Annotated in this window: 11 protein-coding genes; 9 read left to right on the forward strand and 2 right to left on the reverse strand. The window is 43.5% G+C overall.

All coding sequences use genetic code 11. The annotated features are described in order from the left end of the window. Positions 1-41: 41 nt before the first annotated feature. From araA to MTO98_RS05020, 7 genes are all read left to right on the forward strand, one after another. Positions 42-1,532 carry an L-arabinose isomerase gene (gene araA, locus MTO98_RS04990; RefSeq protein WP_243485515.1) on the forward strand — a complete coding sequence of 497 codons (1,491 nt, stop codon included), beginning with the start codon at positions 42-44 and terminating at the stop codon, positions 1,530-1,532. A 488-nt stretch (positions 1,533-2,020) separates the two neighbouring features. Continuing rightward, positions 2,021-3,721, forward strand: coding sequence for a sodium/solute symporter (locus MTO98_RS04995; protein ID WP_243485516.1), 1,701 nt, complete (start codon positions 2,021-2,023; stop codon positions 3,719-3,721). Positions 3,722-3,934: 213 nt separating this feature from the next. Continuing rightward, positions 3,935-5,107: an aldose epimerase family protein gene (locus tag MTO98_RS05000; protein WP_243485517.1), complete on the forward strand. Its 1,173-nt coding sequence runs from the start codon at positions 3,935-3,937 to the stop codon at positions 5,105-5,107. A 7-nt stretch (positions 5,108-5,114) separates the two neighbouring features. Beyond that, positions 5,115-7,085 (forward strand): alpha-L-arabinofuranosidase C-terminal domain-containing protein, encoded by a 1,971-nt coding sequence (locus MTO98_RS05005; protein ID WP_243485518.1) that lies wholly within the window; start codon positions 5,115-5,117, stop codon positions 7,083-7,085. A gap of 3 nt (positions 7,086-7,088) precedes the next feature. Beyond that, positions 7,089-8,093: an arabinan endo-1,5-alpha-L-arabinosidase gene (locus MTO98_RS05010; RefSeq protein ID WP_243485519.1), complete on the forward strand. Its 1,005-nt coding sequence runs from the start codon at positions 7,089-7,091 to the stop codon at positions 8,091-8,093. 275 nt (positions 8,094-8,368) lie between these two features. Next, a complete protein-coding gene (locus MTO98_RS05015; protein WP_243485520.1) occupies positions 8,369-9,346 on the forward strand; it encodes a glycoside hydrolase family 43 protein in 978 nt (325 codons plus the stop codon). A gap of 337 nt (positions 9,347-9,683) precedes the next feature. Continuing rightward, positions 9,684-11,912 (forward strand): glycoside hydrolase family 2 protein, encoded by a 2,229-nt coding sequence (locus tag MTO98_RS05020; RefSeq protein WP_243485521.1) that lies wholly within the window; start codon positions 9,684-9,686, stop codon positions 11,910-11,912. Between the two features lie 532 nt (positions 11,913-12,444). Here the strand turns inward: MTO98_RS05020 and MTO98_RS05025 are convergent. Then, a complete protein-coding gene (locus MTO98_RS05025) occupies positions 12,445-15,996 on the reverse strand; it encodes a VCBS repeat-containing protein (protein ID WP_243485522.1) in 3,552 nt (1,183 codons plus the stop codon). Positions 15,997-16,239: 243 nt separating this feature from the next. On the opposite strand from MTO98_RS05025, the gene MTO98_RS05030 reads away from it, so the two are divergent. Next, positions 16,240-17,556, forward strand: a complete 1,317-nt coding sequence (locus MTO98_RS05030; RefSeq protein ID WP_243485523.1) for a vanadium-dependent haloperoxidase — start codon at positions 16,240-16,242, stop codon at positions 17,554-17,556. A gap of 452 nt (positions 17,557-18,008) precedes the next feature. Here the strand turns inward: MTO98_RS05030 and MTO98_RS05035 are convergent, their stop codons facing one another. After that, positions 18,009-22,049, reverse strand: coding sequence for a two-component regulator propeller domain-containing protein (locus tag MTO98_RS05035; RefSeq protein WP_243485524.1), 4,041 nt, complete (start codon positions 22,047-22,049; stop codon positions 18,009-18,011). A 147-nt stretch (positions 22,050-22,196) separates the two neighbouring features. Here MTO98_RS05035 and MTO98_RS05040 point away from each other — a divergent pair, with 147 nt between their 5' ends. Then, positions 22,197-25,421, forward strand: a complete 3,225-nt coding sequence (locus MTO98_RS05040; RefSeq protein ID WP_243485525.1) for a TonB-dependent receptor — start codon at positions 22,197-22,199, stop codon at positions 25,419-25,421. Positions 25,422-25,430: the final 9 nt, after the last annotated feature.

The following is a 25,430-nucleotide window of genomic DNA, read 5'->3' on the forward strand; positions in this document are numbered from 1 at the left end:
ATCACTAATTCAATAAATCGCTAAATCACTAATTGACATATATGATCGATCTGAAAACATTTGAAGTATGGTTCATTACCGGGAGCCAGAATTTATACGGAGAAGAAACACTAAAAAAAGTTGCCGAGCACTCGCAGGAAATTGCTAAAGGTATTGATGGTGCTGCCAATATCCCTGTACGTGTGGTATACAAACCTGTTGTTAAATCAACCGAAGAAATTTATAACACCTTACAGCAAGCTAACGTTGCCGAAAACTGTATCGGTGTTATTGCCTGGATGCATACTTTTTCGCCTGCCAAAATGTGGATCAGGGGCTTAAGCATCCTTAAAAAACCGATGCTGCACCTGCACACTCAATACAACCGTGATATTCCATGGAGCTCAATCGATATGGATTTCATGAACCTGAACCAAAGCGCCCATGGCGACAGGGAATTTGGTTTCATGGTATCACGTATGCGCATTAACCGCAAAGTAGTTGTTGGTCACTGGCAGGACAGCGAAGTGTTGAAAGACATTGAAAGCTGGACTCGTGCAGCTGCCGGCTGGTACGATTGGCAAGGTGCAAAATTTGCCCGCTTTGGCGATAACATGCGCTTTGTAGCTGTTACCGATGGCGATAAAGTTGAGGCCGAATTGAAATTTGGTTTCGCAGTGAATACTTATGGCATTGGTGATCTGGTTGCTGTTGTTGACAGCATCAGTGATGCCGAAGTTAAAGCCCTTACCGATGAGTACGAGGCTACTTATACCATGGCCGACGACCTTAAACAAGGTGGTGCAAGGTATCAATCAGTTTATGACGCAGCTAAAATTGAGCTTGGATTACGCAAGTTTTTACAGGATGGCAGCTTTAAAGGTTTCAGCGATACGTTTGAAGATCTGCATGGCATGATCCAGTTACCGGGTATTGCTTCACAACGTTTAATGGCCGATGGTTACGGTTTTGCCGGTGAAGGCGACTGGAAAACTGCTGCTTTAGTACGTGCCTTTAAAGTAATGGGTGCCGGCCTGCCTGGCGGTAACGCTTTCATGGAAGATTATACTTACCATTTCGACCCGAACAATGCGCTGGTATTAGGCTCGCACATGCTGGAGGTTGACAGCAGCTTAGCTAATGGTAAAGCATCATTAGAAGTTCACCCATTGGGTATTGGCGGCAAGGCTGATCCTGCACGTTTGGTATTTAACGTAGCCGGTGGCGCTGCCCTTAATGCATCAATTGTGGATATGGGCAACCGTTTCCGTTTGATCGTTAACGAAGTTGAAGCCATTGAGCCGGTTGAAGACCTGCCAAACCTGCCGGTTGCAAGGGTGCTTTGGAAACCACTGCCTGATATGAAAACTGGTTGTGCAGCCTGGATCTATGCCGGTGGAGCACACCACACAGCTTACAGCCAAAACCTGTCGGCCGAGCTGATCAATGATTTCGCTGATATGGCTGGTATCGAGTTTTTACGCATTGGTAAGGATACTAAACTTGATCAGTTCAGGAACGAGATCAGGTGGAATGATGCGGCTTATAAATAGCCCCCTCTAAATCTCTCCCTGAAAGGGGGACTTAAAAAGACTTACGAAGTTTTTAAAACTTCGTAAGTCTGAAAATAAACCGTCATTGCGAGGTACGAAGCAATCCCAAACTATACAGATGGGCTTTGCATATCAGGGATTGCTTCGTACTTCGCAATGACGCGATGATGAAGGAATTTGCGCAGTTTGCGTTAGGGATAGGAGCGGATACCGGCCCGTGGCTAAGGCCTTGTGCAGTATGAGCGGATAGCCCGGCCGCAGGCAACGCCATCCTGAATTTGAGATTTCGGATGTGCGATTTCGGAATTTTCTGAACTCGATTTTATGGAATTAAAGAATTTGTCGAATTCGCTTAGCATTCTGTCAATTCGTTAATTCTGGTTCAGAAAAAAATGAGAAGAATATAAACTTAACCAATGCTTTAAAAAGCCCTCTCCCTTTAGGGGAGGGTTGGGAGGGGCAAACTAAACTAAATTTTAAACCTAATAATGAACAAATTTGCAACTATCGATTACGTGATCTTCGTAATCTATTTTATTGTGGTTACGGGCTACGGGTACTGGGTGTACAGCCGTAAAAAGGTCAAAGGCGTATCTGATAGTCATGACTTTTTCCTGGCCGAAGGTTCACTCACCTGGTGGGCTATCGGGGCCTCGCTAATTGCATCAAACATATCGGCCGAGCAATTTATAGGTACCAGCGGCCAGGGTTTTGAAGTGGGCCTTGCTGTGGCAGCTTATGAATGGGTTGCCGCTATTGCGCTTATCATTGTGGCTGTGTGGTTCATCCCCATTTTCCTGAAGAATAAGATCTTCACCATGCCGCAGTTTTTGCACAACCGTTATAATGAAACGGTGAGCTTTATTATGGCCATTTTTTGGCTGTTGCTGTACGTGCTGGTGAACCTTACCTCTATACTTTACCTGGGTGCTTTGGCTATCAACAACCTGATGGGTGGTGGATACCTGCATGAAATTATCATTGCGCTTTCAATTTTCGCATTGTTCATTACCCTGGGTGGTATGAAAGTTATCGGTTTTACCGATGTGATACAGGTTTTAGTATTGATTATTGGCGGTCTGGCCACAACGTATATCGCGCTTACTTTGGTGAGCGAGCATTTTGGTTTGGGTAAAGACGCGATGGCCGGTTTAAACAAAATGATGAGCGATGCGCCTGATCACTTCAGAATGATGATGGCTAAACCTAAACCGGGTGCGCCGCAGGAAGAGATCAATAAATACCTGGCCCTGCCTGGTATTGCCATGTATTTTGCCGGCCAGTGGATCGTGAACCTGAACTATTGGGGCTGTAATCAATACATTACCCAGCGTGCTTTGGGTGCCGATTTGAAAACTGCTCGTACAGGTATCTTATTTGCCGGTTTAATGAAACTGGCTATGCCCGTAATTGTGGTTTTACCGGGTATTGCAGCTTATGTATTATACAAGAACGGCGCATTACAGCAGGAGATGGCAACCGGCGGTCATTTTAAAATAGACAATGCTTATTCGGCTATCCTTGGGTTTTTACCTACCGGCTTAAAGGGACTTTCGGTAGCGGCGCTTACGGCTGCAATTGTGGCATCGTTGGCGGGTAAAGCAAATAGTATCTCTACCATTTTTACGCTTGATATTTACAAAAAGCATATCAATAAAGAAGCCAGCGAAAAAAGTATGGTAGTATTCGGAAGGCTTACTATTGTGGCGGCCCTGGTATTCTCTATCATACTTACCTGGAAAGATTTGTTAGGCATAGGCGGTGAAGGCGGCTTTACCTTCATTCAAAAATATACAGGCTTTATCAGCCCCGGCATATTTGCTATTTTCATTTTAGGTTTCTTTTGGAAACGTACTACCAGCGCAGCTGCGATAGCAGGTATTTTAACAAGCTTTGGTATGTCGGTATTGTTCAATAACTACGCGCCAAGGCTGTTTGGTAACGAAACTATCCTTTACACGGCTTTCCCGAACGGCAAAGGCGGGTATGAGATCCCTTTCCTGATTTGTATGGGGCTATCATTCCTGTTCACTATGATCGTAACGATAGGTATCAGTTTAGCCGGACCGAAGGTTAACCCTAAAGCGCTCGAAATTCCGCGCAGCATGTTCAAGGTTGAAAAATCGACCATGGCATTAATTATAGTTACACTTATACTGCTTACCATGCTTTATGTGAAGTTCTGGTAAATGGTTAAAATATTTGATTTTTGAATAAGAAAGTCCCGCGCGAGGCGGGCTTTTTTTAATTAAATATTTTAAGTGTTTTTTTAACAATTATAAATTAATTTTTATACATTGGTCTCGCTGATCCCTAACCATCAGTTAAACCAATTTATTTGCTCCGGAAATTATAAATGTTAAACGGCAGTGCTGTAAAAAGGCAAGCTAAAACCTCAAATTATGAAGAATAACAGGAATTTATTAATGATGTTAAGCTGTTCGGCAGCGCTTTTTGCGGCTTGTAACAGTAATCCAAAAACAACTGATTCAACCGTGAACGATTCAACTTCGGTAACTACCCACACTATACCCGATTCGGCAAACTTTGAGGCCGATGTACAAGGGCAAAAAGTAAAACTATTCACCCTTAAAAATAACAGCGGCGTAACAGCGGCTATCACCAATTATGGCGGCAGGCTGGTAAGCTTACTGGTACCCGATAAAGATGGTAAACCTACCGATGTTATTTTGGGGCATGACTCATTGAAAAGCTATCAGAAACCAAAGGAAACTTTTTTCGGCGCCATCATCGGCCGTTATGGCAACCGTATTGCAAAAGGTAAATTTTCGTTGGACGGTAAAACCTATCAGCTGGATGTAAACGATGGTGTTAATACACTGCACGGCGGCTTTAATGGTTTTTACCGCAAAGTATTTTTGGCTAAACAACTAAGTGCTTCGCAACTGGAGCTTACCTACGTATCAAAAGATGGGGAAGGCGGTTATCCCGGCAATTTAACAGCTACTGTAGTTTATACTGTGGGCGATGATAATTCGCTTAAAATAGAGTACAAAGCCACTACGGATAAACCTACCGTAGTTAACTTAACCAACCACGCATATTTTAACCTGAATGGTGCGGGCAGTCCTACTATCACCGATAACGTAATGCAAATTAATGCTGATGCATTTTTGCCTGTGGATACCACACTTATCCCAACCGGTAAATTACAACCTGTTAAAGGCACTCCGTTTGATTTTACCATATCTAAAGCTATTGGTAAAGACATTGGCACTGCCGATGAGCAATTGAAAAATGGTAAAGGTTATGACCATAATTTTGTATTAAACAAACATGACCTGGCTACCCCGGTTGCTACAGCTAAAAGTACCGTTACCGGTATCACTATGGAGGTATTTACCGAAGAACCAGGGCTGCAGTTTTACTCGGGCAACTTTTTAACCGGCGAAAGCAAAGATGGCAAAGGGGGGAAAGCTTATCCTTACCGCTCGGCATTTTGTTTGGAAACACAGCATTTTCCGGATGCGCCAAACAAACCGGCATTTGCTTCGACTGTGTTAAAGCCGGGCCAAACTTACCATACCGTTACCATCTACAAATTTTCCAAATAAGTAAGCCATGTTAAAAAGGACTTTTTTAACGTTGTGCGCTGCCGGTATTTTTACTATGGCAAATGCGCAAACACAATATACCATTGCAGCTGATAAGGTGAAAGCACACATTCAGCCTACCATGTATGGGATATTTTTTGAGGATATTAATCTTGCGGCAGATGGTGGTGTTTATGCCGAATTGGTGAAAAATCGCTCATTCGAGTTCAATATGCCCCTGATGGGATGGAAAGAGCAGAAAAAGGACGGGGGGGACGGCAGAACAGAAGTGATCAACCGTGCTGTTGAACGGCCGGAGAATGCCCATTTTATAAAAAGCTATATTACAAGCGACGCTGGCTTTTACGGATTCTCGAACGAGGGTTTTCGCGGCGGGATGGGTGTTAATGAAGGTGAGGAATACAGCTTTTCGGTTATAGCAAAACAGGAAGGGGATACCAACGTAAAACTGAACATTGAGCTACACGGCGATAATGACGCCATTATAGGTAAAGCCGAGCTTACGCCAACAGATAAAGAATGGAACCGTTACAGCGTAAAGTTTAAATCAAGTGCTACAACACCAAAAGCGCAACTGTATGTTTGGATGAGCGGCAAAGGCGTCATTGATCTGGATATGATCTCCCTGTTCCCCGAGCATACCTGGAAAAACCGTCCCGGTGGTTTGCGTGCCGATCTGGTACAAAAACTGGCCGATATAAAGCCCGGCTTTTTACGTTTTCCCGGTGGATGTATTGTTGAAGGACGTGAGCTAAATAACCGTTATCAATGGAAAAAAACAATAGGCCCGGTTGATAAACGCGAGAACATCATCAACCGCTGGAATACGGAATTTAAGCATCGCCCTGCACCCGATTATTATCAAACTTTTGGTTTGGGTTTCATGGAATATTTCATGACCGCCGAAGATATCGGTGCGTCGCCACTCCCAATCTTGAATTGTGGTATGGCCTGCGAGTTTAATACGGCTGAGCTGGTGCCTTTGGATAAGCTTGATCCTTATGTACAGGATGCGCTCGACCTGATTGAATTTGCCAATGGCGATGCCAGCACTAAATGGGGTAAACTGCGTACAGATCTCGGTCACCCGGCACCTTTTAATTTAAAAATGATAGGTGTAGGCAATGAGCAATGGGGACCGCAATATGTTGACCGCTGGAAAATTTTTACCAAAGCGATTAAAACTAAATATCCGAATATCAAGATCGTATCGGCTTTAGGGCCATCGCCGGATGGTAAAGAGTTTGATCTGTTGAATAAAACATTCCGCAGTTTAGGAGCCGACATTTTAGATGAGCATTATTATGCGCCGCCAAAATGGTTCAGGGAGAATGCCCGCCGCTATGATAATTACGATCGTAAAGGCCCTAAGATCTTCGCTGGCGAATATGCTGCACAAAGTGTTGCAACTGTAAGTCCGCAAAATAAAAACAACTGGGAATGCGCACTTTCTGAAGCGGCTTTCATGACCGGTTTGGAACGTAATGCCGATGTAGTGAACATGGCTTCATACGCCCCACTTTTTGCTCATGTAGATGGCTGGCAGTGGACACCAAACCTGATCTGGTTTGATAACCTGAAGAGCTACGCCACGCCAAATTACTATGTGCAGCAATTGTTTTCGCTAAACAAAGGTACAGATGTAGTGCCGCTTACCCTGAACAACGAAGCTGTAGCCGGGCAAAATGACAGCTATGCTACCGCCAGTTTGGATAAGAACACTAACGAACTGGTGATCAAATTTGTGAACACCAGCACATCGGCACAAAACGTAAGCTTTAAAATTACAGGTTCAAAAGGTTATCAAAAGCAAGCTACCGTTACTACGCTGAAAGCTGATAACAAGGACGCCGAAAATTCATTGACCGCACCTACAGCAGTTAGTCCTGTAGAAAGTACGGTTGATGTTTCGGGCAATACCCTGAAACTGGCAATTGAACCGTACTCGTTTAAAATAGTGAGGCTTAAAAATAAATAGCAATTGAAAAAGATCCTTCTGATCATATCCTTATTGTTCCCGGGCATTATAAGTAATGCCCAGGAACTAAGGACTAATATATCGGTGCACGACCCGGTAATGACCCGGCAGGATAGCGTATATTATATTTTCTGCACGGGAAATGGAATCGCTATGTGGTCATCAACTGATAGGGTACACTGGAAGGCCGAGAAACCGGTATTTGCAACAGCCCCGCAATGGGCGGTTGATGCTATCCCCGGTTTTAAAGGCCACATCTGGGCACCGGATATTTCATTGTATAAAGGTACTTACTACCTGTTCTACTCGGTATCAGCCTTCGGCAAAAATACTTCGGCCATTGGTTTGGCAACAAATACAACGCTGCATACCGATGATCCTAACTATAAGTGGGTTGATCATGGTAAAGTGATCCAATCCATCCCCGGCAAAACTAACTGGAATGCTATCGACCCTAATTTAATAACCGATAAAGATGGCACACCATATCTGGTATTTGGTTCCTTTTGGGATGGCCTGAAACTGGTGAAGCTGAATAAAGACAGGCTGAGCATTGCAGAAGATCTTGATAAGATCCCAACTATCGCTACCCGCAGAAAAGCCATCTCCGAAAATCTTCCGGCTGTTGATGGTAACCCGGTTGATGCGGGCGGTAATGCTATTGAAGCGCCGTTTATTTTTAAACACGATAAATATTTTTACCTCTTTGCCTCAATAGATTATTGCTGCAAGGGGCCGAAGAGCACTTATAAAATGATCATCGGTCGCTCAAAAAATCTGAAAGGGCCGTACCTGGATAAGGACGGTATTGCCATGAACAAAGGCGGCGGCAGTATCCTGCTGGCCGGTGATGCCAATTGGTATGGTGTAGGCCATAATGGTGTAAGCACTTTTGATGGGGTTGATTATATCATCTTCCACGGCTATGACGCTGCGGATAGGGGGATTTCAAAATTGAGGGTAGAAAAACTGGATTGGGTTGATGGATGGCCGGTGATAGGGAAATAGGTTAAATCGATTGAATAAACTTATGTCATTGCGAGCGATAGCGTGGCAATCACGTAGCTCATGCATGTCCGACCTGCATAGCTACGTGATTGCTTCGTCGTTCCTCCTCGCAATGACATGGTTTTTATTTCCGCAGGTTTAAGCGTCGGCGCTTGAACCTATTTTTGTGTAAGTGTCCACGCTTACGCACACCTGAAATAACTAATAACTTGAGCGTGGATGCTCACATTTTGTATTATTCAAGCGTGGACGCTTGAACATGCGATAAGGACATTATGAAAATATCAAAAAAAATAATCGCTTTAGTCATAACTGTCGGCAGTTTAGCCTCAGCCCAAGCCGCTCCCCGTGATACCACTTTCCACGCCGATGGTAATCCTATCATCAGGCATAAATATACTGCTGATCCGGCGGCTATGGTTTATAAGGGTAAAGTTTACCTGTACACCGGGCATGATGAGGCAGCGCCGGGACATAATGGCTATACCATGCATGACTGGACCTGCTTCACTTCGACCGATATGGTGAACTGGACAGAGCACCCATCACCACTGAATGTTAAAGAATTTAAGTGGGCAAAAGATGATGCCTGGGCGTCGCAGGTGATAGAACGGAATGGTAAATTTTACTGGTATGTGGCTGCTGAACATGCTACTATTCATGGCAAAGCTATTGGGGTAGCGGTATCTGATAGTCCGCTGGGGCCGTTTAAGGATGCCCGCGGCAGTGCTTTGGTTACCAACGATATGACCAAAGCCGTAAAGCATTCCTGGGATGACATTGACCCGACGGTTATGATTGATAAAGACGGACAGGCCTACCTGTTTTGGGGCAATGGCATTTGCTATTATGCCAAACTCAAAAGCAACATGACCGAACTTGACGGCGAGATCAAGACCATCACCTTGCCACATTACACCGAAGCGCCGTGGATCCACGAACGTAATGGTTGGTACTACCTGTCGTACGCTTATGAGTTTCCCGAAAAGATAGCTTATGCTATGAGCCGGAATATTAACGGCCCATGGGAGTATAAAGGGATCATCAATGAGATTGCCGGAAACTCAAACACCAATCACCAGGCTATAATTGATTTTAAAGGCAAATGGTATTTTATATATCACAATGGAGCGCTGGTGCCTGATGCTGGCAGTTTTCACCGTTCGGTTTGTATCGATTATTTGTATTATAACAAAGATGGCAGCATCAAACGGGTTGTCATGACCAGCGAAGGCGTGAAGCCGGCGAAGTAGTTTTATTGTAGAGACGCATCACATGCGTCTCCGGTATGCAGATCAATTGCGGAGGTGCGTTTGTCCTGACGGGAGACGCATGTGATGCGTCTCTACTATAAGGAATGTTACAAAATAAGAAGCAGGAAAGGCCGATACCTTTCCTGCTTCTTATTTTGGGGAATCTTCCTGCAACAAATCGTATCAACTTTTCTTCAAAACCAATCAAACGTAACTAAACGTTAAAATCGCTTCAAATTATCCTATATTTTTAGTGCGAAATAATTAATTCAAAAGCCAATACGGCCGGTTTAAATGGTTTGTCGGAACTGTTTGGCCGGCTTTATCACCTCAAATTATGAACATTAAAAAGTTTATTGTTATCGCTGCTGCCGCGCTTCCATATTTTGCCCAGGCGCAGGAATGGCATCCTAAAAAGGCCGTTTTAATGACGCGCTTTGCCAGGGATGTGGACCCGAAGAACGTTTTGCCAGAGTATCCCCGCCCGCAACTGGCGCGCGAAAAATGGTTGAACTTAAACGGCCTGTGGCAGTATCAGCCGGGAACTGCCGGTGAAGCTGTTCCAAAAGGCAAGTTGTCGAAGACTATCCTGGTGCCCTTTCCGGTTGAATCGGCATTATCTGGCGTAATGGAACAACACGACAGGATCTGGTACCGTCGTAAATTTACAGTTCCTACATCATGGAAAGGCGAACATATCCTGCTGCATTTTGGTGCGGTTGATTATGAAAGCGAAGTGTTTGTTAACGGCAAAAGCTTTGGTAAACATACAGGCGGCTATGATCCGTTTAGCTATGATATTACATCAGCTATTAAAGGTGCGGGTGAACAAGAGATCACCGTACGTGTTTATGACCCTACCGATGACGGCGGTTTCCCACGCGGTAAACAAACACTGCATCCACAGGGAATTATGTATACCTCAACCACTGGCATCTGGCAAACTGTTTGGTTAGAGCCTGTTCCTGCTGTAAATATCAGTGATATCAGGATCACACCGGATATTGATCAATCAGTAGTGAAGCTGAATGTTGATGCTGCAACTGCTGCCGGTTACACCGTTAGTGTAAAAGTAAAAGATGGCGGTAAAGTTGTAAGTTCAGCTTCCGGCAAACCCAATGCGGAGTTTACAGTACCTGTTCCTAACGCTAAACTATGGTCGCCAGATTCACCGTTTTTGTATGACCTGGACATTACGCTTGAAAAAGGCGGTAAAAAGGTTGATGCTGTGAGCAGTTACGCAGGTATGCGTAAAATTTCGGTAGGCGAGCAGGATGGTTACAAAAAACTGTTCCTGAATAATAAATTCCTGTTCCAGATCGGTCCGTTAGATCAGGGGTTCTGGCCAGATGGGATCTATACCGCACCTACCGATGCAGCCATCAAGAACGATCTGCAAATGATCAAAAACTTTGGTTATAACATGGTGCGCAAACACATTAAGGTTGAGCCATACCGCTGGTATTATTGGGCCGATAAACTGGGCCTGATGGTTTGGCAGGATATGCCATCGGCAAATTCATATACTGAACATACGCCGCCGGTAGATACAGCTGCCTACGCTTCAGAACTTACCCGTATGGTTAAAACCCACTGGAATTCGCCTTCTATTGTAACTTGGGTGGTATTCAACGAGGCACAAGGACAGCACAATACACCTGAATTGGTTAGCTTGGTGCGTAAACTGGATAATTCAAGGCTTATTAACCAGGCCAGCGGTGGTAACCATTTTGGCGTGGGCGATTTCCTGGATATCCACAGCTATCCGCCGCCTGCTGCTCCGTCGAGTAAGACACAGGTATTGGCATGCGGCGAGTACGGCGGTATTGGTTACATCATCCCGGGTCACGTTTGGAAAACAGGCCCGACTTATATCATGATGGATAACCAAAAAGCTTATACAAATTTGTATGATGAGTTTGCTAATGACCTGGTGATCTACAAAACCAACGAAGGCTTAAGCGCCGCGGTATACACTGAAACTACCGACGTAGAAGTTGAGCTGAACGGCTTGCTTACCTACGACAGGGAGATAGTAAAAGGCCCGGTTGCAACCATCAAAGCATCAAATGATAAGGTCATTCACGATGAAGAGTATATCCGCGAGGTGCTGCCGTCATCAAAAGAAAAAGCACGTACCTGGAAATATACTTTTGACAAACCTGCTGATGACTGGTTTGGCGAAAAGTTTGACGACAACGCCTGGAAATCTGGCGAAGCCGGTTTTGGCACTGCCAATACACCGGGTGCTGTAGTAAAAACTGTTTGGGATGGTAAAGATATCTGGATCAGGCAGGAGTTTATGCTGAATGTATCCGGCGTAAATAAGGATGACCTGGTACTGTCACTACATCATGATGATGCCTGCGAAGTTTATATCAACGGTGTTAAGGCTGCCGTAAAAGAAGGTTATACTTCAGGTTATGCCATCATCCAAATGTCTAAGGAAAGCAAGGATGCCCTGCGGTTGAATGGTAAAAATGTGATAGCGATCCATTGTAACCAAATTCAGGGAGGTCAGTATATTGATGCAGGCATTTCAGCAATGAGTAAAACAAAACCATAATATTGGTTTAGATATTAATGAGAACGCCCGGGCAATTTGCCCGGGCATTTTTGTTTTTAATCCCAATACCTGTGCTATCCTTTCCGCCACCGCCCGGCTCCAGCCGGGTGGTAACTATCAAGCGGCCTCTGGCCGCCGAAACCGGAGTAGCAGGCCAGAGGCCTGGAAATGATTGCCACTCGGCTGGAGCCCATAGCCGTTAACTTAAGGCAAAAAAACTCTTAAAAAAGCGTGGGATTGTGCGATTCCCCTCTCGAGAGGGGTGGAGGGGTGTGTTATTCTATGTGCGGCTTATCGCTTATATAACACACCCCTGCTACCACTCGTTCCACCGCTCCCCCTCTCGAGAGGGTCTTTCTTGCGCTTGTTTGCAACGAGTGCTTAATATGGTTTGGCGATTGTATCGCGTTATAAACGCTATGCCAGATGAAGCGCTCGTTGCAAACAAGCGCAAGTATGAGCCGGGTAGAGGGGTGAGCGAAATCCAGACTTACGAAGTTTTTAAAACTTCGTAAGTCTTATAAGGGAATATTTAGCCCTTTCTCTTTCTACCATTATAACTTGTTATCGTCACATCACCAGCATTACCATCTAATTCCAATACCCTTGACGATTGCGACAAATACGTTGATCCATAATAAAACTCAATACGTTTTTTGCTGCCGTTTTTAAGGTTAATTTCCGCATAAAAATCGTCAGGTTTTAATTTGATATACCGCATAGCAATGTTAGCCCCATTATTGCGGAATACCTTAACACTATCCTGATTTTGGGTTGCTACCAATAGGTCACCTTTGGCCGATTGGATATTTGCGAGCGCTTTACCATCCCCTGCAACATAAATACCACTATTGGCTACCGATAGCGGAGCAAAGCCGCCTTTTCCATTGCCTTTCATGTATAAACCCATAAATGCATCATGCCTGCCGGTGAAAGGTTCCATACCGAAGTCGTTACCAACCATTACCAGATCGAGGTTGCCGTCGTGGTCAACGTCTTTGGCTATCATACCATAAACAGGGGCCATCTGCGCATCTTGCGGTAGTGCACTGATACTAAATGTACCAGTGCCTTTACCGGTGATAAGGCTGGTATTCATATCATTTGCTTTAAGGATGACAGCACCTTCCTTGTCTTTTTCTGTCCAGAGGTCATTCATGGTAGCATGACCAAATCCGCGGTAGCTTGGGTATTTTTTACGGATGGAGATCACCTGGCTGATCAGGTCATCGCGGGTATGCATCGGAAAAGGTTTTTGTGAACCGTCTTCATCTTTCAGGTAACAAAATATCATGGCATCGAATGAACCGTTGCCGTCCAGATCTTTACCCATAATGGTCATGGGCTGCTCAAACGATGCTTTGTAATTGGAGTTTTGACCCAGGTTGCCAGCTACATAATCGATATTGCCGTCATTGTTGAAATCGCCGGCAACAAGGCTGTTCCACCAGCCAACATGGTCATCTATGCCCGATTTGATCTTGCTGAACCCATGTCCATTGTTTTTATAGAAAGTAATAGGCATCCACTCGCCAACAACAACCAGATCAACTTTACCGTCCTTGTCAAAATCCGACCATAAGGCGTCGGTGATCATGCCGCCGTGGGTCAAATCGGAGCAAAGTTCATTGGTTACATCGGTAAATTTGCCGCCATCATTCCTGAGCAAATGGCTAACCGGTGATGAAGGGTATGCACCCGAAACCGATCTTGAACCCACAAAGAGGTCGAGATCGCCATCGCCATCAAAATCGGCAGCGCGTACACATGAGCCGTTATCATATTCCACGGGCACAGCGGCAAGGTCGCGGGTAAAATGGCCTTTGCGGTCGTTAATATAGAGCCTGTCCTGAGCGGTGGTATGGCCTTTTTGAAACTCATAACTGCCGCTTGCGATGTACAGGTCGGGGAAGCCATCACCATTGGCATCAAATAACAAAGCGCCCATATCCTCTTCGTCTTTGATTTCTTCGTTTACAAAGCGGTTATTATCCATGGTGAAATGGCCGCTTGCATCCTGCATAAAAAATACACCTCTGTTGCCTGCCGATCCTCCAACAAAAAGGTCGTCATAGCCATTACCATCAATATCACCAACGGCAATGGCAGGCCCATATTGGCTCAACTTATGGGGTAGGGTGGGTTGTATGTTGTAGTCAATGGCATCTTTTTCCTGCTGCACATATTTTATGCCTGTTGAATTGTTAACGTCCTGAAACACAGGAATGATTTTGCCCGATGCATCAGACGGGAAATAACCCGACGCGTTTTTATATTGCAATGCGAGTGTTTGATTAGCTTTTACATTGGTAAGCAACTGGGTTTTGCCATCGGGCCAGCGCACGCGCAGCGAATCGACCGTAGCTGATGAGCCGATACCGAAATGCCCGCGGGCGTCATCGGTACTCATGTAGCCGCGACAGGGCTGCTGATCGTAAAATTGCTGATTGCCTTTGTAGTAGATCCGGATGGTTGCACCAATACCACCTATGTTTTTGCTATCGCCCTGTAAGGAAACGGTCAGGTAGTTATGATCTTTAGCCACCTGTGTTTTGCTGTTGGCGGTGTTTTCATAAACAAAAGCATCGTCATCTATATTGTTGATCACCAGGTCAAGATCACCATCATTATCCAAATCGGCATAAACACCGCCGGTTGAAAACGTGGGTTTTACAATACCCCAATCTTTCGATTGATCTTTAAACAAATATCCGCCTGCATTTCTGAAAGCATAGCTCGGTGTTTTCACTACCGGGAATGAATCGGCCGCGGCCAAAGTGGTATTTTCTTTAACGGTACGGCCCTGGTCGTTACTATAAAGGGCGTGATCCAGATCGGTAACATCGCGGGGATATCCATTGGTGATCATCATATCGCGATAGCCATCGTTGTCAAAATCGGCCACGAGGGGAGTCCAGCTCCAATCGGTTTGATAAACACCTGCCTGGTAGGCAATCTCGCTGTACTGCGGATGTCCTGCGGGCGTTTGTCCCTGATTTAGCTGCAGTACGTTACGGATATACTGATGCTCATAATTGAATTTTTTATTGTTGATATAGGTGATATAGTTATCGCCTACGAGCATGGTTTTTTTGCGAACATTCTCTTCGGGGAGCATCTCCAGCGATACCAGATCGGCCTTGCCATCGTTGTTGATATCAACCATATCCGATCCCATTACTGACCAGCCCGTGTGTTTAAAATACTCTCCTGCACGATTAGTAAACGTGCCGTTTTTATTATTCACCCACAGTACATCGTTAGATATAAAGTCATTGCCCACGTAAACATCCGGCCAGCCATCGTTATTCACATCGCATATCGATACTGAGTTGCCGAAGCCCTCTATCAGGATGCCTGCCTCTTTGGTTACATTGGTGAACGTGCCGTTGCCGTTATTGCGGTAAAGACGGTCATTATTCTGCGCGCTGCCATCGGTTAATTTGGGGCGATAGGCTACCGGTGTTTCCTTACCTAAAAAATTGGTGAGCAGGTACATGTCCAGGTCGCCATCGTGATCGTAATCAAAAAATACTGCCTGGGTACTATAGCCGGTATCCTGCAGGCCGTATGCAGCTGCCGATTCTTTAAAAGTCGGCACCCCATCTTTATTGGCCGCCTGGTTAATGTACAGCAGGTTTTTGCGATGATTTGGATCGCTTTTGAACGATGAACAAACATAAATATCCGGCCAGCCATCGTTGTTGATATCCACTACAGATACGCCAGCGTACCAGTCGCCGTTCCCGGCTACACCTGCGGCATCGGTAACGTCTCTAAAGGTTAGTGCGCCCTTGTTGATGTATAATTTATTAGCCACCATGTTGCCTGCAAAGTAAACGTCGGGTAAGCCGTCGTGGTTAAAATCGCCAATGCCAACGCCGGCCCCGTTATACAGATACGGATGATTGAGGATGTTGATGCTGTCACTTTCGGTAATGGTATTCTTGAAATCGATGCCGGTTTTTGAAGCATCAAGCAACTTGAAAAGCGTTGGACCGGATGGTTTTTTTGAACAGCCAACACCTAAAAACAGTAACAATAAGGTAGATAGTTTAAACGCTTTGAGTAAACTTTTTATCATGCAAATACGGTTAATAATTAATTAATGGTTTATGCTTTGGTTGAGCTCTAAGTTATTGGTTTTAACGCAATAAGCCATTGTAAAGAAAATGGATTTTATAATTTTTGATTCTGCAAATTGTATCAAAAGTTAGTTATTTACTATCGGCTCATATTTTAATATTTATTAACTGTTAGCTTTGATCTGAACCCTTAGTTGAGGGAGAAACCAATTAAACTGACCAAGCCCTTTCTGTTCATCATAATGAAGAGATTATACTTTGCCCTTATCGTTATTATAAGCTGCTCCTCATGCGGTAAAAAAAGCTGGGAAAAACCGGCCGAAAATCCTGATTTTATCCATAGATCAATAAAAGATGTTACCGATGTGGTGCGACATGATATTTATTCGCCGCCGGTTGCCAGCCGCATTTATGCTTATATCAGCGTAGCTGCCTATGAGGCTTCGCGTAATGGCGACAAGCATTACCTGTCGCTTGAAGGCCAACTGAAAGGGCTTGATTCGGTACCCAAACCTATTGCCGGTAAAAAATACTGCTTTACGCTGTCAGCGTCCCATGCTATTTTAACTGTTGGCAAAATATTGATCATGAGTGAGGGCAGGATTGAAGGTTTTCATGACAAGCTGATGGAGGAGTTTAAAGAAACCGGCATGCCCGATAGTGTTTACAATAATTCGATAACGTACGGCAAGCTAATTGCCGACAGGATCATCAAATGGGCAGCTAAAGATAACTACAAGCATACCCGTTCATTATCAAAATATGATGTGCAAACTGACGATGCCAGCTGGAAACCAACTCCACCGGCCTACATGAAGGGGATCGAACCTCATTGGAATGAGATCCGTCCGTTTTTACTTGATTCGGCACAGCAGTTTAAGCCTACCCATCCGTTTACTTTCAGTAATATTCCGGGTAGTAATTTTTATAAACTGGCCATGGAGGTATATGATACCGGCAAACATCTTACCGATGACGAGGCCGATATCGCTACCTTTTGGGACGATAACCCCTTTAAGGTAAATATCAATGGGCATACCATGTTTGCCACTAAAAAGATTTCTCCCGGCGGGCATTGGATCAATATTGCCGCACTGGTTTGTCGTAAAGCCAAGGCCGATTATATAAGAAGCTCTGAAGCTTATGCCAGTTTAGCAGTTGTTATTGCAGATAGCTTTATAAATTGCTGGGACGAAAAATACCGGAGCAAGGTGATCAGGCCCGAAACCTACATCAACCAGTATATTGATCAAAGCTGGATGCCACTGCTGCAAACGCCGCCGTTTCCTGAATATACCAGTGGGCATAGCGTTGTCTCTACAGCATCAGCAGTGGTGTTAAGTAAATTGTTTGGCGATGAATTTCAGTTTATAGACTCAACAGAAATGGAATTTTCCATTCCGGCCCGTAAGTTTAAATCTTTTAAAGCTGCGGCCGAAGAAGCCGCTATCAGCAGGTTTTATGGCGGGATTCATTATATGCCGTCAATTACCAATGGCGTTGATGAAGGCGACAGCATAGGGCAATTTGCGCTTACTAAATTGCATACGAGGAAATAAAGGAATGACCATATATAGATATTGAACCTGCACCGGATAAAAAAGTGTGGGGGATTGTGCGATTCCCCTCTTAAGAGGCTACTATGTGTACACATCTTTTTAATTTTAGCATTAATAAAAAAATGTCATTTCGACGAACCAAGGGTAGGGGTTTGCGCATCGGAGGTGAGGAGAAATCTTCTACGCTCTGCTTTTACAGGTATAATTGTAGAGTCCGATGTATAAGATTTCTCTTTCGCTCCACCTCTCAGCCCGCCCATGCTCTATCGAAATGACATTTTTTTATAAGATTTGTACACACAGTAGCTTAAGAGGGGTGGAGGGGTGTGTTTCCGCTTTTATACACCAATTGCATAAACACACCCCTGCTACCGCTCTTTCCTTCGCGCCCCCTCTCGAGAGGGGAGTTTAAAATCTTTTCACGCTATAGGGCAGACGCTTGAACCTGCGTTTTAAACCTGCTTCACCTTACTCCGCTTAGCCTGCTGATACTCCGTAGGCGTAGTACCAAACTGTTTCAGGAAGTTACGGCCCAGGTGCGATTGTGAGCTGTAACCCACCATATTAGCTACCTCATAAATTTTATAATCGCCCTCTTCCAATAACTGGGCAGCGGCTTTTAAGCGGGTGATATTGATAAGTTCGTTAATAGTAAGGTTTGATATGGCTTTGACCTTACGATACAGCGTTGGTTTACTCATGTTCATAAGGTTTGCTATCTGCTCTACATCAAGCTCGGCATTCTGAATATTTTTATAGATCACGCCGTTCAGCTTATCCAAAAAGCTTTCGTCAGGTTTTGAATATGCCATCGACTTGATGTGCGCAAGCGGCGAACTTGCAAAATGATCTTTTATTTTGTTGCGGTTAATGAGCAGGTTAGCTATCTGTACCTGCAAATGCTCGGGCGAAAAAGGTTTTTCGATATAGGCATCGGCACCAACCTCAAGGCCTTCAATTTTGCTTTGCAGGGTGTTTTTAGCGGTGAGTAATATGATTGGGATATGGCTGTAATCAAAATTAGTTTTAATGGTTTTGCACAGCTCAAACCCATCTATTCCGGGCATCATTACATCGCTTATAATTAGCTGGATGTTTTCTATCCCTATCATATCCAGCGCTTCCTGTCCGTTAAGGGCTTTAATAACCGAATATTTGTCGCTCAGATCATCCGAAATAAAATCAAGTATTTCCGGGTTATCATCCACTAAAAGTATAACTGGTTTCATAAAGTCAATATTCTCCTCTCTGTTACTTAGGTCTGCCTGTTCATATTCATCGGGGGTAATATGCAGGTCGAATTCTTTTTCCTGGTGAACAGGCAAAGTAAGGTTAAATATATTAAAATCGTTAATAGATTTATTCAACACTAACAAACCTTTGTGCAATTCGGCCAGTGAACGAGATAAAGATAAACCTATGCCGGTGCCGATTTGTTTTTCCGATTCTTTCATTCTGAAGAACGGTTCAAAGATCCTTTCGCGCATTTCAAACGGGATCAGGTGCCCGTTATTCCTTATTTCGATAGTAAAGGTAGGGTCGTTGTCGGGATGGTCAAGCATTTCAATCTCAACAACAGTGGTACTATATTTAATGGCATTATTGATAAGGTTACTTACAATTTTGGTAAATGCTTCAATATCTACATAGGCATAAACGGTTTTAACCGGGTGTATAAAGGTGTAGCTGAGGTTTTTTTGCTCGGCCATGGGTTTAAAACGTAAAAAAGTATCAGCAAGCAGATCATTGATATCTGTTTTAACAAAGCTTAAGCTAAAACCATTGGTTTCGGTTTTCCGGAAATCAAGCAGCTGGTTGGTAAGGTCAAGCAGCCGGTTGGTATTCTTTTCCATGATCTTCAGATTATTTTGAATTTCCGGAACATGTTCAGCTTTCCTGATCACCTTTTCCATGGGGCCCTTAATAAGGGTTAATGGTGTCCGGATCTCATGGGCTACATTGGTAAAAAACTCAATTTTGGCATTGTAAATTTGTTTTTCCTTATCGTTTTCAAGGATTTCGATAATTCGTTTATTTTTTTCGCGGGTTTTGCGATGGTAGCTTCTGAGTAAATAATAGCCTGTTAGTAAAAATAACATGCTGTAAGCTATGTATGCCCAAACGCTTTCCCAAAAAGGAGGGGCAATGTCAATTTCAAGACTTGTTTCCTTTTGGGTCCAGATACCATTATTGCCTGCGGCTTTTACCACAAAAGTGTAATGACCGGGCTGCAATTGGGTAAAATAAACCTTACGGTTACGTTTAAGTTCGGTCCAGCCTTTATCAAGCCCCTTCATCATATACTTATATTGGGTCATTTCGGGCGATGGAAAACTCAACGCTGCGAAATCGATACTAAATGACGACTGATTATGATCAAGGTCGATTTTTTTTGTGCTGATAATGGATTGACTTAGTAGCGAATCGGCTCCATTTACAGAAATTTCCTTGTTGTGGACCTGGAACCCGGTTATATAAACCGGAGCTATAAAGTGATTTATCTTAAAATTGGCAGGATTAAAACTAACCATGCCACGTACACACCCAAAATACATGGTACCATCGGCATCTTTAAAAGATGAGTTGTAGTTAAACTGATCACTGAGAAGTCCATTTGCTTTGGTATAAGTTTTAACGGTTTCTGTAGCGGGATTAAAGCAAACCAGGCCACGGGTAGTACTGATCCATAAATTTTTATGATTGTCTTCCTCTACTCTGAAAATGTAATTGCTCGGAAAACCTTTGTTGCTGTCATAAAACGTATAACCATCAGTTTCCGGGTCATATTTCCATAGGCCCAACCCTTCGGTGGCAAACCATAACTTGTTGCTGCTATCCTCAAAAACACCGTTAACAGTGGTGGTGTTAAGTACGTTTTTAACCGGATAACGGTAGTTTAGTTTAGTGATTGTATTATTAGTAGGGTTATAACAATAAATGCCGTCGCGCACAGTTCCAACCCATATTTTGCCGTTATGATCTTCGGTCATGGAGTACACAAAATCATAAGGAGGCAGTTTATCTATCAGGGTAAAATCCTTTGTTGCTAAATTATACCTGTACATGCCGCGGGTAGTGCCAATAAAAATGAGCCCGCTGCGGGTTTTACAAAAGCAAATTATAAAGTTGCTTTTAAGATCATTATTTTGATTACCGGCCAGGTAAACACGTTCAACTTTGCCGGTTTTAATGTTCATTACGTCAAGGCCCCGTTCAAAAGTACCCACAAAAAGTTCATTGCCTATAGGCAATATCCCATGGATATTAGTATTGGAAATGCTGGCGCTTCCGCCGGGATAGTAGTGGGTCCAGGTACTTTTATCTGGCGATAGTTTGTTAAGGCCGTTATCTTCAGTACCCATCCACAGGTTGCCATACATGTCTTTATTAATTTCACGTACTACATTTCCTTTAAGCGAATTTGGCTCGGGCTCGGGATAATACTTATCAAAGGTTGAATATTGTTTAGGGTAATAATTAAGGCCGCCAAAGTAGGTGCCAACCCAAACACCACCTTCCGAATCTTTAAAAAGACAATAAACAGCGTTATCTGATATCGAATAAGGATCGTTAAAATGTTTTCTGAGGTTCAGGAACGTTCCCTTTGCTGAATCATAAATGAACACGCCTGATTCTGTTGCTATCCAATATTCGGTATCGCTGTATTTTAAAAAATCCCGTACATAAATAGCCGTTCTATCCGGGTTGTAGTTAAGCAGGTCTCTATAGCTGCCTGTTTGGGCATCAAACTCTTTAAACCCATGACCATTGGTGGCTACAAATATTTTGTTGTTGCCGGCGTAATAGATCTTTTCAATATACTTTGAAGTAACCTTATCTGTTGGTTTAAACAAGTTATAGCCGGTAAAGGTGCGGTTTGCCTCATCCATTTTCTCCATAACGCCCGATGAAGCAGACACCCAGATAGTGCCGTTGAAGATCACTACAGATGTTGCCTCAAAATGTTGCCATGGCCAAAAATCAGTTTTCTCGCCGGTTTGGGGATTGTATCTTATTAATGAAGCTCCAGCTATAAACCAGCAATTATTATGTTCATCAAAGGTAATACTGCGCACGCCGTTGATGTTGGCGTTATTAATATGTGTAAATGTTTCGGAGAGTGAGTCATACTTATCAAGCCCTTCATCAGTACCTATCCAAAGGGTGCCTTGTTTATCAAGGGACAGGGTATGCACCATATTATTAGATATCGTATTCTTATCGGCCGGGTTGTGCCTGAATGTTTTAAAGGTATAACCGTCAAAGCGGTTTAGGCCATCTTTGGTGCCAAACCACAAAAAGCCGCGCTTATCCTGAAGGCTGCAATAAACAGTATTGTGCGATAAACCATGTTCAACCTGGTAATGCCTGAAATAGTAAGTTTGGGCATTACAAATGCCGCATGATACTGTAAAAAGTAGTAAAAAAATGTATAGTGGTTTCAAAATAATTAGCTTAAAGCAAATATAACCAATCTGTTGCAGCGTTTTCATCTTCCCTAAAATTGATACTTTTTGACTAAGTATTGATATGATTTGGTTAATCGCCGGGGCTAAAATCCCTTTTCTTTGAAGCATTGATTTTAGATATGTCAATTGTACATTTTTAAAATCAAAACTTAACCAATTAATAGATCATTTATGAGAAAATTTTTACTACTCAGGCATGGGGGAAATCCTCATGTACAGTGGCCGCCCAGTAAGTGGGGCCCTAAAGTAATGCTAATCGCTTTTTTCATCATGACCGGTTTCCTTTTTTCATTTAGTGCATCTGCACAAAATAAAATTAAGGTAACAGGTAACGTGGTTGACACCACCGGGCAGGTACTTACGGGCGTTGCCGTACGCGTACAAGGCACGCAAGGTGGCACCACAACTGATGCACAAGGTAATTTCAGCATTAACGTACCGGGTGCAAACAGCACTTTGGTTTTTACGTACATCGGCTTTAATTCGGTAGAATTACCCTTAAACGGGCAAACGACTGTGAAAGTGCGTTTACGTGCAACAAATTCTGCATTGCAGGAAGTTGTTGTTACGGGTTACGGTACTCAGAAAAAAGCGTCTATCACCGGTGCTATCTCAACCGTTACCAGTAAAGATCTTGACCGTGTACATGCCGGTTCAACAGTAAGTACAGGTTTGGCTGGTAAAATTCCAGGCGTAACGTTCAGGATGTCTGAAGGCAGGCCAGGTGCAAGCGCCAGTATCCAGATCCGTAACATGGGTACACCTTTGTATGTAATTGACGGTATCCAACAGGATGAAGGCCAGTTCAACAACCTTGCTCCTAACGACGTTGAAAGTATCTCTGTACTGAAAGATGCATCGGCCGCTATTTACGGTGTACGTGCTGCTAACGGTGTTGTGGTGGTAACTACCAAAAAAGGTAATGGCGATGCACGTATCAATATTGATGCTTACACCGGCTACCAAAACTGGTACAGGTTTCCTAATGTACTTACAACCTCGTACGATTACATGCGTTACAGAGCTGATGCCGAGGTTAACACCAATGGCTCAACCAGCATTACCCAGGCCGAACTTGATAAATACAAAGCAGGGACAGACCCGGCTTATCGCAGCTTTAACTGGCGCGATTATGTTTTGAAAAGCAATAATAATGCTCCTCAAAACTCGGTTAACGCTAACTTTACCGGCGGTAACGACAAGGTTACTTATTATGTATCAGCAACTAACCTGTTTCAGAATTCACAGTTAGGTAAAGAGTATAAGTTTAACCGTTCAAATATCCAGTCAAACGTTTCTGTTAAGGTTGCCAACGGTCTTAAAGTAAGCATGGACATTAACGGTCGTATCGAAACCCGCGAAAATCCGGGTGTACCGGGTGGTGATGATTATTTTCTTGCCCGTTTTGCTGTATTAAGGAACACTCCGCTTGAGCGTCCTTATGCTAATGATAACCCTGATTATCTGAACAAAATCAACAATACTGAATCAAATTATGCCTTCCTTAACAAAAAGCTTTCGGGCCTTTATCACAGCGACTGGCGTGTATTGCAAAGCAATTTTGGTTTAGAGTACCAGATTCCAGGTGTTAAAGGTTTAAACTTAAAAGGCTTATATTCATATTATATTGCCGATTATTTGCTTAACAACCAGGAGTATACTTATAACGCTTATACCTATAGGCCTGAAACTAATACTTATGAGGTTACAGGCGGTAGTACCAACCCTTGGCGCGAGCGTGAACAACGTAAAGAGTTTGCCAAAACTTACCAATGGCAAATCAATTACAATAATACATTTGGCAGACATACTGTAGGTGCAACATTTGTATCTGAACGTATTGAGTTAAGGCACCTGCGTAACTGGATACATGCTTCGCCAATTTCAAACAACCTGCCGCTGATCTATTTTCCAACAGCCGATCAGTACCAGGACAGTGATAATACAGAAACCCGTATCGGTTATATTGGACGTGTAAACTACAATTACGATAACAGGTATTATTTAGAGGCTTCGGCAAGGCGTGATGCGTCATACCTGTTTGCTCCCGACAGGCGTGTAGGCTATTTCCCAGGTGTATCTGCCGGTTGGCGTATCACCCAGGAAAGTTTCATGAAGAAACTGCTTGGCGAAAATTCAATTCTTAGTGATTTAAAGTTCCGCGGATCATACGGTGTATTGGGTGATGACCGCGACCCTTCAAATACAGCTAACCCTATTGTTACCCCTTATGCTTACCTAACCGGTTATAATTATAACCAGGGCACATATATTTTTGATGGTAACGCAGTTATTACATCAAGGGATAAAGGTGTTGCAGTAAACCGTATTTCATGGTTAAAAAGTAAGATTACCGATATAGCTGCAGATTTCAGCTTATTTAACAGTAAACTGAATGGTACGGTAGATTACTTTTACCGTAAGCGTACCGGTTTATTAGGTACAAAGAATGATGTTGTTGTGCCAATAGAAATTGGTTACTCATTACCACAGGAAAATGCAAGCAGCGATTCACAACGTGGTTTTGAGGTATCGCTTAATTATAACGGCAAAATTGGTAAAGTTGGCTATAATGTAGGCGGCAACTTCGGTTACACACGTCAAAAAAACCTGCAAAGTTACAACCCGTTATTCTTCAACTCATGGGACCAGTATCGTAACTCAACCGAAAACAGGTTTTCGCATATTGACTGGGGTTACCAGGTTGTTGGCCAGTTTACATCTCAGGAACAAATTAATAATTACACCATCAACAATGATGGCAAAGGTAACCGTACCTTATTACCGGGCGACCTGATGTATAAAGATCAGAACGGTGACGGTAAAATTGACCAGTATGATGAGCGTCCGATAGGTTTTGGTTATGGCACACAGCCTAACATTAACTTTGGCTTTACCATAGGAGCTAATTATAAAGGCTTTGATTTCCATGCCGATTTCTCGGGCGGTGCAGGTTATACCTGGTTCCAGAATTATGAAACCCGTTGGGCATTCCAGAACAATGGTAACTTAAATGCCATATTTGAAGACAGGTGGCACCGTCAGGATATGTTTGATGTAAACAGTCAATGGGTTCCTGGTAAATATCCCGCAAACAGGGTTAACCCTGGTTTCGGTCATAGCGATTATGAGCTTAACGGCCAGCGTAACTCAACATTCTGGTTACATAGTGTAAGGTATTTAAGGGCCAGAACTTTAGAACTGGGCTATTCATTACCAACCGAAATGCTTAAGAAAGTAAAGATAAGGAGAGCGAGATTTTATGTTAACGCGTACAACATGTTTTCATTCGATAACCTGAAACAGTATGGCGTTGATCCGGAAACTACCGATGATAACGGTTTACAGTTCCCGCAGAGTAAGGTACTCAACTTCGGTGTTAATTTAACCTTTTAATTAATTCCT

It is taken from the genome of Mucilaginibacter sp. SMC90 (assembly GCF_022811725.1).
GTDB lineage: Bacteria > Bacteroidota > Bacteroidia > Sphingobacteriales > Sphingobacteriaceae > Mucilaginibacter.

Excerpts from the sequence above, each read along its gene's own strand:
- araA (WP_243485515.1), top strand. The coding sequence starts at position 42 with ATGATCGATCTGAAAACATTTGAAGTATGGTTCATTACCGGGAGCCAG.
- MTO98_RS04995 (WP_243485516.1), top strand. The coding sequence starts at position 2,021 with ATGAACAAATTTGCAACTATCGATTACGTGATCTTCGTAATCTATTTT.
- MTO98_RS05000 (WP_243485517.1), top strand. The coding sequence starts at position 3,935 with ATGAAGAATAACAGGAATTTATTAATGATGTTAAGCTGTTCGGCAGCG.
- MTO98_RS05005 (WP_243485518.1), top strand. The coding sequence starts at position 5,115 with ATGTTAAAAAGGACTTTTTTAACGTTGTGCGCTGCCGGTATTTTTACT.
- MTO98_RS05015 (WP_243485520.1), top strand. The coding sequence starts at position 8,369 with ATGAAAATATCAAAAAAAATAATCGCTTTAGTCATAACTGTCGGCAGT.
- MTO98_RS05020 (WP_243485521.1), top strand. The coding sequence starts at position 9,684 with ATGAACATTAAAAAGTTTATTGTTATCGCTGCTGCCGCGCTTCCATAT.
- MTO98_RS05025 (WP_243485522.1), bottom strand. The coding sequence starts at position 15,996 with ATGATAAAAAGTTTACTCAAAGCGTTTAAACTATCTACCTTATTGTTA.
- MTO98_RS05030 (WP_243485523.1), top strand. The coding sequence starts at position 16,240 with ATGAAGAGATTATACTTTGCCCTTATCGTTATTATAAGCTGCTCCTCA.
- MTO98_RS05035 (WP_243485524.1), bottom strand. The coding sequence starts at position 22,049 with ATGAAAACGCTGCAACAGATTGGTTATATTTGCTTTAAGCTAATTATT.
- MTO98_RS05040 (WP_243485525.1), top strand. The coding sequence starts at position 22,197 with ATGAGAAAATTTTTACTACTCAGGCATGGGGGAAATCCTCATGTACAG.